Raw genomic sequence first — 13,350 nt, 5'->3', positions numbered from 1 at the left:
CGATGGCTTCCTGTGATGACGTCCTTGCGACTATAGCGCGCGACTCGCGGTCGCTGCTTGCGCGCCGAAGTTTCCAGTATCGTTCTGCCCTTTCGATTGTGTAAGAGCGGAAAGATGATGGATTGCGATGTCGTGATCGTCGGCGCCGGGCCGGCGGGTTTGTGTCTCGCGAACGCATTGAGCGGCGCGGGTCTTTCGATCGTGCTTGTCGAGCAGCAGAGCGACGATGCGCTTCGCGATCCTGCATTCGACGGGCGCGAAATCGCGCTGACGCAGCAATCCGTCGCGTTCCTGACGACGCTCGGCGTGTGGGCGCGGATCGACGCGCGCGTGAAATCGCCGCTGGCCAATGCGCGCATTTTCAACGGCTCGTCCCCGTTCGCGATGAAGATCGGGCATGCTCTTTCCGGGCACGACGAACTCGGCTGGCTCGTGTCGAATCATCTGATCCGGCGTGCAGCGTTCGAGTCGGTGGAACATTTGCGTGCGTCGGGCGCGGACATTCGCGTCATGGCGTCGGCGCGCGTGATCGACGTCGATACCGATGCGGCCAGCGCACGCGTACGCCTCGATAGCGGCCAGACGCTCGCGGCGCGGCTGGTCGTCGCGGCGGACAGCCGCTTTTCGGCGACGCGGCGCATGATGGGCATCGCTGCCGGCATGCACGATTTCGGCAAGTCGATGCTGGTCTGCTGCATGACGCACGACGCGCCGCACGAACACACCGCTTGGGAGTGGTTCGGGCATCGGCAGACGCTCGCGCTGTTGCCGATGAACCCTGATCCGGCGAGCGGTGCGCATCGGTCGTCGGTGGTGGTGACGCTTACGGCGCGCGAGATCGAGCGGCTGAACGCGCTCGAAGCCGATGCGTTCAATCGCGAGATCGAACGTCGTTTCGAGCGGCGGCTCGGCGCGATGACGCTGCGCTCGACGCGGCACGTCTATCCGCTGGTGGCGGTTTATCCGAAGCGGTTTGTCGCGACGCGGTTCGCGACGGTCGGCGACGCCGCCGTAGGCATGCATCCGGTGACAGCGCACGGGTTCAATTTCGGGCTGGTCGGAATCGAGGCGCTTTCTCGCGCGGTCGCCGCTGCGCAAGCCGCTGCGCTCGATATTGCCGGCGACGCGTTGCTTTCACGCTATGAAGCGCAACATCGGCGCGCGACGCGGCCGCTGTATCTGATCACACGGTTCATCACTGAGGTCTATACGCGCGATTCGCTGCCGGCGCAGATCGCGCGCGATGCGATGCTGCGGATCGGCGAGAAATTGACGCCGTTCAAGCGCGCGGTGGCGATGTCGCTGGCGGGGCAGTGAAGGGGGAATGCTGGAGATTCCTATATCGTCTGGATGAGTAGGGATGCTGATTGAATCGGAGTAAAGTCTCGCTACTCGCAACGTTCATCTGTCGGCAATCGCGGTCGGGGAACTTCTTCGTGGCGTCGAGCGGCTTCGTCACCGAGGCGACCTGCCGCAGGCTCAAACACTCGAACGGTGGTTGAGAGGCGTATTGCGCCAGTACGAAGGAAAGATACTGGCTGTCGACGAGGAGATAGGCGGACTGTGGGGAACCCTTCGCGCCCGGCATCCTGAGCCGGCGGTGGACCGACTCATCGCTGCGACGGCCATCTATCATGGCCTGACCGTGGTCAAGCGCAACGTGAGAGATTTCGAGCAAACGGGCGTGGAGATGCTCAGCCCATTCGATTAGAACCAAGCCGGCCGGGTGCGCGTCGAAGCACCCTGGACCGGCCCGAGGCGCTTAAACGATCTCCACCCCCATCGCCGTCGCCTCCCCACCACCAATACACAAACTCGCCACGCCGCGCTTCAACCCACGCGCCTTCAACGCTCCAATCAGCGTCACCAGAATCCGCGCGCCCGAAGCTCCGATCGGATGCCCCAGCGCGCACGCGCCGCCATTCACGTTCACCTTCTCGTGCGGCAGATCGTGCTCGCGCATCGCGGCCATCGTCACGACGGCGAACGCCTCGTTGATCTCATACAGATCGACATCGCTCGCGCGCCAGCCGTTCTTCTCGAAGAGCTTGCGGATCGCGCCGACGGGCGCCGTCGTGAACAGCGCCGGCTGCTGCGCGAACGTGCTGTGCCCGACGACCCGCGCGATCGGCGCGACGCCCAGCCGCTTCGCAGTCGATTCGCGCATCATCGCGAGCGCCGCCGCGCCATCCGAAATCGAGGACGAATTCGCCGCCGTCACCGTGCCGTCCTTTGCGAACGCCGGCCTGAGCGACGGAATCTTTTCGATATTGGCCTTGAACGGCTGCTCGTCGCGCTCGACGAGCACATCGCCCTTGCGGCCCTGCACCGTCACCGGCGCGATCTCCCACTTGAACGAGCCGTCTTCATTGGCGCGTTGCGCGCGCCGCAGCGACTCGATCGCGAACGCATCCTGCGACTCGCGCGAGAACGCATACGACGACGCGCACTGCTCCGCGAACGCGCCCATCAGACGGCCTTTCTCGTAGGCGTCCTCCAGTCCGTCGAGGAACATGTGGTCGAGCACCTGCCCGTGTCCCATGCGCATGCCGCCGCGCGCCTTCGGCAGCAGATACGGCGCGTTGGTCATGCTTTCCATGCCGCCCGCGACGATCACATCCACCGAACCGGCGAGCAGCATGTCGTGCGCGAACATCGCGGCGCGCATGCCGGAGCCGCACATCTTGTTGATCGTCGTGGAGCCGGTGGCGAGCGGCAAACCCGCGCCGAGCGCCGCCTGGCGAGCGGGCGCCTGGCCTTGCCCCGCGGGCAGCACGCAGCCCATGATGACTTCTTCGATCTGCTCGGGCGCGAGGCCCGCGCGCTCGCGCGCCGCGGCAATGGCCGCCGCGCCCAGTTGTGGCGCGGTCAACGCGGCGAAGTCGCCCTGGAACGCGGCCATCGGCGTGCGCGCCGCCGAGACGATGACTACCGGATCTGCTTGTGTCTCACTCATGTTTCAGCTCCTTGATGACGCCTTTGATGATTTCGGGAACGTCGCCCAGACGCGCCGCATCGGACGCGAGCACGTCGTTCTCCGCGGATTGCGCGCCGCTGCGGCTCAGCGCGGCGATGCACGACCGGTACACCGGATCGATCTGTTCCTGCGAGCCGATCATCAGGCCCATGTTGCGCAGTCGGCCGTCGTGCACGCCGTAGGTCCAGCCATGCACGGTCAGCTCCTGCCCACGCGCCCACGCGTCGCCGACGATGGTCGTGCGGCACACGTTGATGGTCTGCTCGATCGTGTTCAGCTCAACGAGACGGCGGTGGCGCGCGCTGCCCACGGGCCATTCGTCGAGCAGCGCGGCATGCTTCTCGCGCACGTCCTCGACGTGGCGCAGCCAGTTGTCCGCCAGTCCGACGCGCCGTCCGACGAGCGCCGCGCCCACGCCCGAGCAGCCGTAATGGCCGACCACCATGATGTGCTTCACCTTCAGCATGTCGACGGCGAACTGGATCACGGACAGACAGTTGAGGTCGGAGTGCACGACCACGTTCGCGATGTTTCTGTGCACGAACACCTCGCCCGGCGGCAAGCCGATGATCTGGTTGGCGGGCACGCGCGAATCCGAGCAGCCGATCCACAGATATTCAGGCGCCTGCTGATCCGCGAGGCGCTTGAAGAAGTCGGCGTCTTCGGAGAGCTGGCGCTCGACCCAGCTCTGGTTGTTCGCGAACAGATGGGCGAGGGGATTCGATGCGTCGTGGTTATCGGATTGGTGGTTCATGTTCGATAGTCAAAGCCGGACGCGCGCCCTTCAGGCGGCGCGCGCGTCCTGTTCGCCGGGCTTCCCGAAGCGCTCCGGATAGCGGATGCAGAATCGGGCTTCCCGGTCATAGGGAAAGAAATCGGCGAGCTCGCCGCGCAGCAGTTGTTCCTTGTGATGCTGCCAGAGCGCGGGATCGAAGAAATCCGCGTGATGGCGCATGAACGCGGCGCGCACGCGCGGATCGCCGAGCAAAAAGGTGCCGTACGTTTCGGGAAAGATGTCGTGCGGGCCGACGGTATACCACGGCTCGCCCGACATCTCGTCTTCCTCGTTGCGCGGCGGCGGCACGCGGCGCACGTTGCAGTCGGTCAGATATTCGATCTCGTCGTAGTCGTAGAACACCACGCGGCCATGCCGCGTCACGCCGAAGTTCTTGTACAGCATGTCGCCGGGAAAGATGTTGGCCTGGATCAACTGTTTGATCGCATTGCCATACTCTTTGATGCCGTGGTCGATTTCTTCGTCGCTGCCGTTGTGCAGATAGAGATTGAGCGGCACCATGCGTCGCTCGATATACACATGCCGGATGACGAGATTGTCGCCTTCGTATTCGATCATCGAAGGCGCTTCCTTCTCCAGCTCGCGCACCAGCGTATGGTCGAGACGCGAGACGGGCAGCGCGACGCTCGAATATTCGAGCGTGTCGGCCATGCGGCCTAAGCGATCGTGGCGCTTCACGAGCAGGTACTTGTCCTGGATCTTCTGGCGCGTGGTTTCCTTCGGCGGCGGAAACGCGTCCTTGATGAGCTTGAAGACGTACGGGAACGAAGGCAGCGTGAAGACGATCATCACCAGCCCCTTGATGCCGGGCGCGATGATGAACTGATCGCTCGAATGCGACAGATGGTGCAGCAGATCCCGATAGAAATCGTTCTTGCCCTGCTTCTGCAATCCGACCGATGTGTAGATCTCCGCCTTCGGCTTGCGCGGCATGATGGTGCACAGGAACTGCACGTACGCGGACGGCACTTCCATATCGACCAGAAAATACGAGTGCGAGAAGCTGAAGATGATGAGCACCTGCTCGCGCGAAAGCAGCACGGTGTCGAGCGCGAGCAGGCGCGGCTTGGTGTGGCGAATCGCGATGGCGAACGGCAGCAGCGCGTCGCCATTGATGATCCGCCCGACGATATACGCCGCCTTGTTGCGAAAGAACAGCGACGAAAGCACGTGAATCTGAAAGTTCGGCGCGGGCGTGAGATCGCCGAAGGCATCGCGCAGCGACTGCATCACGCACTGCACGTCGCGCCGCAGATCCTCGAACGGCGGCGAAAGCTGAAAGTTCGTCACGATGCGTTCGAGCGTTGCGGCGAGGCCGTCCTTCTCCGGGTAATACGCGCGATACGTGGGCTTCGCGGCGGGCTCGTCGTTTTCGATGTACTCCGTCGAAATGGCCGGCCGCACGAAGATGAAATCGTTGTTGAAGTACGAGCGATGCAGAATCTTGCAGCACACCGAGTTGAAGAAGGTCTCGGCGCATTCCGGCTGCCGGTGCGTCGTCAGCAAGCCGATGTAGTGCAGCTTGATCTGCTGCCAGACGTCGTCGTCGATGTTCTCGGCGTCGTATTCGTCCTCCAGCAGCGCGACGCACTCCGCCACGCGATCGTCATATGACGCGATGCGGTCGCGCGCGAGCTGCTGCATGGCGAGCCACTCGCCTCGCTCGAACAGATCCTTCGCCTTGATCGCGGCTTCGCGGAACACGCGGTAATGGCGATCGAAACCTTCGAGCATCGTCTTCGCGACATCGAAGCCGATTTGCGACGAGAGCAGCTTGGGGAAGTGATTCATGTCGTCGGCCCTGGCGCTTCGTGCGTCGGCGGAGAATTACGCGGCTTTCGGCTTGCGTGAGCGCTTTTCGATGCCCGCCGCGAGCAGTGCGCGCCCTTGCTCTTCATAGGCGGCGAGTTCGGCGAGTGTCGTGTTCAGGTCGTCGAGCTGACGTTCGAGCACGTCGCGATGCGCGGCGATGGTGTCGACGAAAGCCTGGAGCTGCGTCGCGGAGCCGGTGGGTGAGTCATACAGATCGAGCAACGTGCGGATTTCCGACAGCGTGAAACCGAGGCGCTTGCCGCGCAAGGTGAGCTTCAGCCGCGTGCGATCGCGCGACGAATACACGCGCCGCAGGCCGTTCGAACCCTCGCGTTTCGGCGCGAGCAGGCCCTGGTCTTCGTAGAAGCGGATGGCGCGCGGCGTGATGTCGAACTCGCGCGCCAGTTCGGTGATCGTGTAGTGCGTGGCTTGAGTCATCGCGGGCGGCAGCGCAAATGCGCGCGCAACGTTAGAATGGACGTTTACGTTATCGTCAACTTCGCCAAATTGCAACGCGGCGCAAACCCGGAGGCAGACAACGCATGAACGCACTCGAACACCAGCTCGACTATGTTTTCGGCGACGCCCTGCCCGAATCGGGCGGCGTCAGGGAAGTGGCGCCGGGCGTGTTCTGGCTGCGCATGCCGTTGCCGTTCGCGCTCGATCACATCAATCTCTGGCTGCTGCGGGACGAAATCGACGGCATGCACGGCTGGACGGTGGTCGATTGCGGCATTTCGAACGAGGCGATCCGCGCGAACTGGGAGCGCATTTTCGACACCGTGCTCGACGGCCTTCCGGTGCTGCGCGTGATCGTCACGCATTGCCATCCGGACCATCTGGGCCTCGCCGACTGGATCTGCAAGGGCGGCGACAGGCAGCGCTGGAACGTGCGGCTGTGGATGTCGCTCAGCGAATACGCGATGGGCCGCGTGATGGGCGCCGGCGACGGCTCCAACGCCGGTGGCGAACGGGCAGCGGCGCATTTCGCGGCGCACGGCCTGACGGACGAAGCCTCGCTCGACGCACTGCGCAAGCGCGACAGCTACTATCCGACGCTCGTGCCGTCGATTCCGCACGAATACCGCCGCATCCGCAACGGCGACGTCATCAGAATCGGTGCGCGTGACTGGCAAGTGGTGACGGGCTACGGCCATTCGCCGGAGCACAGCGCGCTGTTCAGCGCATCGGACAAGCTGCTGATCTCCGGCGACATGGTGTTGCCGCGCATTTCGACGAACGTATCGGTGTTCGCGATCGAGCCGGAAGGCAATCCGCTCGCGCTCTATCTGGAGTCGCTCGCGCGCTACGAGGCCATGCCCGACGACACGCTGGCGCTGCCGTCGCACGGCAAGCCTTTCCGCGGCGTGAAGACGCGCATCGGGCAACTGCGCGAACATCATCGCGCGCGGCTGGCGGAAGTGCGCGAGGCGTGCGCGCAGCAAGCGTGCAGCGCCGCCGACATCGTGCCGATCATGTTCAAGCGCAAGCTCGACATTCATCAGATGACATTCGCGCTCGGCGAAGCGCTCGCCCATCTGAATTTGCTGTGGCTGGAAGGCGCGCTGAAACGCAAAACCGGCGAGGACGGTGTGATCCGTTTCTCGCCGGCCTGAAGCTACGATTACTGCAGCGAAACCCCGCCGAAATTCACGCGCCCGAACGGACTCACGCTATAACCGCTGACGTTCGCGCGCGTGAGCGCGGCGGCCGTCGGGTAGACGAGCGGAATCCACAGCGCCTGATCGTGGATGATCTTCTGCGCGCCGACATACGCCTGCGTGCGCTTCGCGACATCGGGCGTGGCCTTGCCGTCGGCGATGAGCTTGTCGAGCTGCGGGTCGCAGTAACGCGCGAAGTTGATCCCCGACTTCACCGCATTGCAGCTGAAGAGCGGCGACATGTAATTGTCCGGATCGCCGTTGTCGCCGGCCCAGCCCATGAACAGCATGTCGTGCTGGCCTTGCTTGGCCTGCTTGATGAGCTCGCCCCATTCGATCACTTTCACCTGCGCCTTCACGCCGATCTTCGCGAGGTCGGCCTGCAGCAACTCGGCGCCTGTCTTCGGATTCGGATTCAGCACGCTGCCGTTCGGACGTACCCAGATCGTCGTCTCGAAGCCGTCCGGGAAGCCTGCGTCGGCGAGCAGCTTCTTCGCATCGGCCGATGAATACTTGTACGCCGCGATGTTCTTGTCGTAGCTCCACGTGTTCGGCGGATACGGATTCACGGCGGGCGTGCCGGTGTTGTCGAACACGGTCTTCATGTAGGTCGTACGGTCGAAGGCCATGTTGATCGCCTGACGCACCTTCGGGTTGTCGAGCGGCTTCTTCTGCGTGTTGAGCGCGACAAACGCCGTCATGAACGCGGGCGCTTCGCTCACCTTGAGCGACTTGTCCTTCTTCGCGTCGGTGACGTCCTGCGGTTTCGGCGACAGCGCGATCTGGCATTCGCCCGCCTTGATCTTCTGCGCGCGCACGGATGCGTCGGGCGTGATCGCGTAGATCAGCCGGTCGATCTTCGGCTTCGCGCCCCAGTACGACGGATTCACGTCGTAACGGATCACGGAATCCTTGGTGTAGCTCTTCAGCACGAACGGACCGGTGCCGATCGGCTTGCTGTTCAGATCGAACTGCTGGTTCGCTTTCAGCAACTTGTCCGCGTATTCCGACGAATAGATCGACGCGAAGCCCATCGTGAGGATCGGCACGAAGGTCGCGTTCGGCTCGTTGAGTTCGAACTTCACGGTATGGTCATCGACTTTCGTGATGGCCTTGATGAGCTTCACGAGGCCCATCGACTGCGCGTGCGGAAAGCCGCTCGCCCCGGCGATCTTGTGCCACGGATTGCTGTCGTCGAGCATGCGCGAGAACGTGAAGACGACGTCGTCGGCGTCGAGCGGGCGCGTCGGCTTGAAATAATCCGTCGTCTGAAACTGAACGTTCGGACGCAGATGGAAGGTGTACGTGAGGCCATCGGCGCTGACGTCCCACTTTTCCGCGAGCGAGGGCACGACTTTCTTCGTGGCTTCGTCGTACGAGACGAGCGTGTTGAAGATGACGTCGGCGGACGCGTTGGTCGTCACGAGCGAATTGAACTGCACGACGTCGAAGCCGTCCGGGCTCGATTCGGTGCAGACGGTGAGCGGTTTGGACATCGCGAGCATCGGCGCGGCGAGCAGGGCGGCTGCCGTGGCTGCCGCGAGGAGTTTCAGACGCATGAGATCTCCCGTGATCTTCATTATTGTTCGTGGATGAGCGTGGGGGCGCGCAGCAAGCGACGCGCCCGGCGCGGCCAGAATAGCGAATGCCCCCGCCGCCGACAACGATTCGATCCGCATACGCTTATGCGCGGCGCCGCTGATTAGGACGAGCTTCGGGCACGCGCGGCTTGCCGAAACGGGGCGCATCGGGCTAAACTTGCGCCGTCTTTGGGGAGTAGCCTTCCTTCGTGCGCGAAGGAGAACGCGTCAACATCCTCGGCCCTGCTGCCGTGGCGCGTTCGACCGGACCGGTTTGGCGAGACCATCGATGCGCTTCGTCGTTCGTGGCCGGACGGCGCGTGGTGCATCGTGGTTCGCTTGACGTCCGGCCGTGGAATCATCGTGTCCCCACAACAACAAAACCCCCTGCTTCCGCGCATGCTTGCGCGCCCGCCGCATTTGTCCGTGCGAGGTGTCGCATGACGATGCTCTTCCTCGAACTCGCGCTGATGCTCGGGATCATCCTGATCGCCTCCGAGCTATTCACGAACGCGCTCGAACATCTCGGTGAGCGCCTCGGCATTTCCGAAGGCGTGACCGGATCGCTGTTCGCGGCGGTCGGCACGGCCTTGCCCGAAACGACGGTGCCGATCATCGCGCTCTTAGGCGGCACGCCCAGCCGCGCGGTCAACGAGGAGATCGGCGTCGGCGCGATTCTCGGCGCACCGCTGATGCTCGCGACGCTGTCCACCTGCCTGATGACATTCGCGATTCTCAAGTCGCGCGGCTTGCGCGGTCGGATCGTGCCGGAGCGCAGCGGTTTCACGCGCGATCTTAATTTCTTCCTTTTCGCGTTCCTGATCGCCTGCGGAGCGATGTTCGTGCCGCATCACGCGTGGCCGGTGCGGGCGATGTTCGCCGCGGGACTCGTCGCGCTGTATGTCGTTTATGTGATTTCGACGTTCAAGGCTTCGGCCAGTCTCGTCGAGGGCGGGCATGGGACCGAGGCGCCCGAGGCGTTGTTCGCATCGAAGCTCGGACTGAAGACTTCACTCGGCTCGATCATGCTGCAGTTTCTCGTCGGCATCGTGCTGCTGGTGGGTGGTGCGAAAGGCTTCATTCACGGCGTCGAGGGCGTGTCGCACGTGCTCGGGATTTCGGCGCTGCTGCTGTCGCTCATCATCATTCCGATCGCGACCGAGTTGCCGGAAAAGGTGAACAGCATCATGTGGGCGCGCAGAGGGAAGGACACGCTCGCGTTCGGGAACATCACCGGTGCGATGGTGTTTCAAGGCACGCTGCTGCCAGCTATCGGCATCATGCTGACTCCCTGGGAGCCGCGCGTGGAAGTGCTGACCGGCGTGCTGATCACGCTGGCGGCGGCGGCATGGCTCAGGCTCAACGCGAAGCCGAACGGCGTCGTGCTGTGGGCGCTGCTGGGCAATGGCGTCTTGTATGCGCTGTATCTGACGCTGACGCTGGGACGATGAACCGGCGCGGCAAATAAAAATGCCCGCCGAAGCGGGCATCGAGGGCGAAGCAGCGCGCCGACCGAATCGGCGCGTTGTTCTTGTTGTTCTTGAACTTGTTATCGGCGCGAGCAGAAAAAACTTTAGAAGCGCGCCGCCTGATGATATCGGCTGACGGCCTTCGCGCCGTCCATCGACCGGCGATACACCGCCGCGAGCGCCGCCTGCGCATCCTTCGCGCGGGTCGCGACCGCATCCATGCTTGCCTGAATCTTGCGAATCATTGCGAGCGCGTCGGCCGGCTGTTCCGCCTGCAACGCCATCACGAGCGGCGCCCGCGCTTCGGTCAGCTCGGCGGCGCGCGCCCAGTCGTCCTTGCCCGCCGCTTCCTCGATCGCCTCGGTCAAAGCCCAGGCGTTTTGAATCAGTTCACGTTGTTCCATGGTCCGTCATCCTTACGTCTTGTTCGTCGCCATCGCGCCCGCGCTGTTGGTGCCGCCGAACAGCGCCGTCAGATAGCTCGACTGTGTCTGCATCGACGACATCAGCGAGTTCAGCGCGGTGAACTGCGCGTTGTACGCAGTCGTCAGCTGAGCGGTGTACGCGGTGAGCTGCGTCTGCTGGTCGCCGATGCTCGTCAGATCGTCGTTGAGCGCAGTCGTGCGCGTGTCGATGATGCCGCCCGTCTGCAGGAACGCGGTCAGGCTGTTGTTCAACTGCGCCGCGACGCCGTCCGTCGTGTTGAACAGCGACGCGACCGTGCTGCTCTTGTTGGTGAGCGCGTCGGTGAGTGCGTCTTCGTCGGTCGAGAGCGTGCCGTCCGGCTGCAGCGTGATGCCGATCGACGCCAGGTTCACCTTGTTCGCGCCCGAGCCGATGCCCTTGCTGATCGTGCTCGAGATCGTGTTCTTGATCGTGTTCATCATCGAGTCGCCGAGCAGCGCGCCTTGCGAGCTTGCCGTCGAGTCGTACGACGTGAGCGATGCCGCTGTCGTGATGAAGTTGTTGTACGCCGTGACGAACGCATCGATGGCCGTCTTCTGGCCGGTGACGTCCGCGCCGATCGTGAGCGTCTGCGTCGTGCCGACCGAGTCCGCCGTGAGGTTCATCGTCACGCCGGAGATCGCTTCCTTGATGGTGTTGCTCGAACTTGTGACCGCCGTGCCCGCGACCGTGAGGTGCGAGTCGACGCCGGCGCTCGACTGCGTCCAGCCGCTCGTGCTGCTGATGGTCGTGTGCTCGGGAACGGTGACGGTCGCGTTCGGGTCGTCGGCGGTGGGCGCCGGATCGGTCGTCGTGGTGCCCGACGACACCGCGAGGTTGTTGATCGCGGAGTCTTTGTCGTCGGCCTGGACGGTGACGTTGATGTTGTTGCCGAGACCCGTCGACGTGGAGCGCAGCACGAGGTGCGCGCCGTCCGCGCCGTTGACGATGGTCGCCGAGATGCCGGGATTGTCGGACGCCGAGTTGATCGCCGATGCGATGCCCGCGAGCGTGTTGTTGGTGCCGTCGAGCTTGATCGTGCTCTTGTTGTTGCCGATGCCGACGGTGATCGAGCCGGTGCCGAGCGCGTCGGTGGTCGAGAAGATGCCCGAGGTGATCGACTGCGCGGACGCGATGTTCGTCACCTTGACCGCGTAACTGCCCGCGACCGCGTCGGTGTCGGTGGAGCCGGTGAGGCCCTTGCCGTCGGCGGTGGCCGTGAACGAACCGAGCGTTTTGCCGTTTGAGAGGTTCGTGAGCGAGCTTTGCAGTAGCGACAGCACGGACTTGAGCGTGCCGACCGCCGTCAACTGCGTGTTGTCGGCGGTCTTCTTGTTGTTGAGCGCGTCGGTTTGTCCCGCGACCTTCGCGTTGACGATCGCGGTGACGAGCGAGTTCACGTCCATCGTCGAGTTCGTGGAACCGCTGATGATCGACTGTGCTGCCTGTTGTACGGCGCTCGTCGGATCGACAGTGGAAGACGATGTCGTCGCTACGGTGGTCATGTGTACTCCGGTCGTGTTGCTGCGCGATCGTGTGAAATTGGGCGGGAGTCGTCATCTCCCGAAAACGCGCCTAGGGAGACGAGCTCCCTGGGCGCTGACTGCTTTGATGCTTTGTTACGTCCGGCGCGCATTGTACTGACCGATGCGCGCCGGTTACAGCTCAGGCGTCGATGCTTAGCCGAGGAGCTTCAGAACTTGCTGGGGCATCGAGTTCGCTTGAGCCAGCACCGAGATACCAGCTTGTTGCAGCACTTGAGCCTTCGACAGGTTCGCGGTTTCCTGCGCGAAGTTCGCGTCGGTGATTTGCGACTGAGCGGACGACAGGTTGGTCGACTGAGCCGTCTGCGTCGAAGCGATCGACGAGAAACGGTTCTGTGCGGCGCCGAGGTCAGCCTGGATCGAGTTGACCGAATCCAGCGCGTTGTCGATCGATTCGATCGCCAGGTTCGCACCGTTGGCCTTCGTCAGATCGATGTCGGAGACCTTCGGGGGCTGGTTTTGCGCGTTGGCTTGTGCGACGCCGTCAGCGGATCCGGCCGAGTTGGTGTTCGCTACGAGTGCGCCCTTGCCCTTGAAGCCGCCGCTGGTCGTGTCGAACACGCCGCCCGTGCCGGTCAATGCGGCCGAAATATCGGTCGTCGTGTCTTCCGTACCGTCTGCTTTCACGCCCTTGAACGTGTAGCCGCCCGAGCCATCGCCGTAGACGTTGACCGAGGTGTACGCCGGCGTGGCCGAACCGGTCGAGAGAGCGCCCGTTGCCGTCAGGTTGACCGACACGTTGCCGAGCTTGCCGCTCGGACCGCTGGTCGTGCCGGCGCTTCCCGCCGTGTACGTATTGCCCGAGTTGATGGCGCTGACGTCCAGCGATCCAGCAACGTCAGGACCGTCGCCGGTGGCGGCGGAGGCGACGGCAGTCAGGGTTGCGACGTGAGTCGTCGGATCAGTCGTCGTGGTGAAGAGGTTGGCAACGGAGGTCGGGTCGAGGTCGACATCGCCGCCTGCGGTGACGCCCTTGAACGTGAAGCCACCATTGGTGTCGCCGAACACCTTGATGCCGGTTACGTCGCCCGTGCCCGTACCCGCGCCGCTGAGCGTCGGGTTCAGCG

The 13,350-nt window shown here is 63.6% G+C and carries 12 protein-coding genes and 1 riboswitch; of the genes, 4 read left to right on the top strand and 8 right to left on the bottom strand.

Translation table 11 applies throughout. The annotated features are described in order from the left end of the window. Positions 1-114 precede the first annotated feature (114 nt). Positions 115-1,317, top strand: a complete 1,203-nt coding sequence (ubiM, locus tag AWB79_RS01935) for a 5-demethoxyubiquinol-8 5-hydroxylase UbiM (protein WP_232470785.1) — start codon at positions 115-117, stop codon at positions 1,315-1,317. A gap of 88 nt (positions 1,318-1,405) precedes the next feature. Further along, positions 1,406-1,711, top strand: a complete 306-nt coding sequence (locus tag AWB79_RS01930) for a type II toxin-antitoxin system VapC family toxin (RefSeq protein ID WP_061165667.1) — start codon at positions 1,406-1,408, stop codon at positions 1,709-1,711. A 51-nt stretch (positions 1,712-1,762) separates the two neighbouring features. Here the strand turns inward: AWB79_RS01930 and AWB79_RS01925 are convergent, their stop codons facing one another. The 4 genes from AWB79_RS01925 to AWB79_RS01910 are packed head-to-tail and all read right to left on the bottom strand — an operon-like array spanning position 1,763 to position 6,023. Continuing rightward, complete coding sequence (locus AWB79_RS01925) at positions 1,763-2,956, bottom strand: acetyl-CoA C-acetyltransferase (RefSeq protein WP_061165666.1); 1,194 nt, start codon at positions 2,954-2,956, stop codon at positions 1,763-1,765. Then, a complete protein-coding gene (gene can, locus AWB79_RS01920; protein WP_061165665.1) occupies positions 2,949-3,731 on the bottom strand; it encodes a carbonate dehydratase in 783 nt (260 codons plus the stop codon). The genes AWB79_RS01925 and can overlap by 8 nt, the downstream gene beginning before the upstream one ends. Before the next feature lie 30 nt (positions 3,732-3,761). After that, positions 3,762-5,564 (bottom strand): bifunctional isocitrate dehydrogenase kinase/phosphatase, encoded by a 1,803-nt coding sequence (gene aceK, locus AWB79_RS01915; RefSeq protein ID WP_061165664.1) that lies wholly within the window; start codon positions 5,562-5,564, stop codon positions 3,762-3,764. 36 nt (positions 5,565-5,600) lie between these two features. After that, on the bottom strand, positions 5,601-6,023 hold the full coding sequence (locus tag AWB79_RS01910; RefSeq protein ID WP_061165663.1) for a MerR family transcriptional regulator: 423 nt from the start codon (positions 6,021-6,023) through the stop codon (positions 5,601-5,603). A gap of 104 nt (positions 6,024-6,127) precedes the next feature. Here AWB79_RS01910 and AWB79_RS01905 point away from each other — a divergent pair, with 104 nt between their 5' ends. Next, the gene (locus AWB79_RS01905) at positions 6,128-7,201 is read left to right on the top strand and encodes an MBL fold metallo-hydrolase (RefSeq protein ID WP_061165662.1); all 1,074 of its coding nucleotides are present in this window, start codon (positions 6,128-6,130) and stop codon (positions 7,199-7,201) included. An 8-nt stretch (positions 7,202-7,209) separates the two neighbouring features. Here the strand turns inward: AWB79_RS01905 and AWB79_RS01900 are convergent, their stop codons facing one another. Next, positions 7,210-8,805, bottom strand: coding sequence for an ABC transporter substrate-binding protein (locus AWB79_RS01900; RefSeq protein WP_061165936.1), 1,596 nt, complete (start codon positions 8,803-8,805; stop codon positions 7,210-7,212). 193 nt (positions 8,806-8,998) lie between these two features. Continuing rightward, a riboswitch (yybP-ykoY riboswitch) is annotated at positions 8,999-9,178 on the top strand. 88 nt (positions 9,179-9,266) lie between these two features. On the opposite strand from AWB79_RS01900, the gene AWB79_RS01895 reads away from it, so the two are divergent. Continuing rightward, on the top strand, positions 9,267-10,277 hold the full coding sequence (locus tag AWB79_RS01895; protein WP_061165661.1) for a sodium:calcium antiporter: 1,011 nt from the start codon (positions 9,267-9,269) through the stop codon (positions 10,275-10,277). 122 nt (positions 10,278-10,399) lie between these two features. Here the strand turns inward: AWB79_RS01895 and fliT are convergent, their stop codons facing one another. The 3 genes from fliT to AWB79_RS40895 all read right to left on the bottom strand — a co-directional run bounded on the left by fliT (position 10,400) and on the right by AWB79_RS40895 (position 13,291). Beyond that, positions 10,400-10,699 carry a flagellar protein FliT gene (gene fliT, locus AWB79_RS01890; RefSeq protein WP_061165660.1) on the bottom strand — a complete coding sequence of 100 codons (300 nt, stop codon included), beginning with the start codon at positions 10,697-10,699 and terminating at the stop codon, positions 10,400-10,402. Between the two features lie 12 nt (positions 10,700-10,711). Further along, positions 10,712-12,244 carry a flagellar filament capping protein FliD gene (fliD, locus tag AWB79_RS01885; protein ID WP_061165659.1) on the bottom strand — a complete coding sequence of 511 codons (1,533 nt, stop codon included), beginning with the start codon at positions 12,242-12,244 and terminating at the stop codon, positions 10,712-10,714. A 174-nt stretch (positions 12,245-12,418) separates the two neighbouring features. Then, positions 12,419-13,291 (bottom strand): flagellin, encoded by an 873-nt coding sequence (locus tag AWB79_RS40895; protein WP_374728519.1) that lies wholly within the window; start codon positions 13,289-13,291, stop codon positions 12,419-12,421. Positions 13,292-13,350 lie beyond the last annotated feature (59 nt).

The organism is Caballeronia hypogeia (assembly GCF_001544875.2).
GTDB lineage: Bacteria > Pseudomonadota > Gammaproteobacteria > Burkholderiales > Burkholderiaceae > Caballeronia > Caballeronia hypogeia.
The sequence above is the reverse complement of the archived record's forward strand: the minus strand, read 5'-3'. Positions and strand labels throughout refer to the sequence as shown.

Excerpts from the sequence above, each read along its gene's own strand:
- ubiM (WP_232470785.1), top strand. The coding sequence starts at position 115 with ATGATGGATTGCGATGTCGTGATCGTCGGCGCCGGGCCGGCGGGTTTG.
- AWB79_RS01925 (WP_061165666.1), bottom strand. The coding sequence starts at position 2,956 with ATGAGTGAGACACAAGCAGATCCGGTAGTCATCGTCTCGGCGGCGCGC.
- can (WP_061165665.1), bottom strand. The coding sequence starts at position 3,731 with ATGAACCACCAATCCGATAACCACGACGCATCGAATCCCCTCGCCCAT.
- aceK (WP_061165664.1), bottom strand. The coding sequence starts at position 5,564 with ATGAATCACTTCCCCAAGCTGCTCTCGTCGCAAATCGGCTTCGATGTC.
- AWB79_RS01910 (WP_061165663.1), bottom strand. The coding sequence starts at position 6,023 with ATGACTCAAGCCACGCACTACACGATCACCGAACTGGCGCGCGAGTTC.
- AWB79_RS01905 (WP_061165662.1), top strand. The coding sequence starts at position 6,128 with ATGAACGCACTCGAACACCAGCTCGACTATGTTTTCGGCGACGCCCTG.
- AWB79_RS01900 (WP_061165936.1), bottom strand. The coding sequence starts at position 8,805 with ATGCGTCTGAAACTCCTCGCGGCAGCCACGGCAGCCGCCCTGCTCGCC.
- AWB79_RS01895 (WP_061165661.1), top strand. The coding sequence starts at position 9,267 with ATGACGATGCTCTTCCTCGAACTCGCGCTGATGCTCGGGATCATCCTG.
- fliT (WP_061165660.1), bottom strand. The coding sequence starts at position 10,699 with ATGGAACAACGTGAACTGATTCAAAACGCCTGGGCTTTGACCGAGGCG.
- fliD (WP_061165659.1), bottom strand. The coding sequence starts at position 12,244 with ATGACCACCGTAGCGACGACATCGTCTTCCACTGTCGATCCGACGAGC.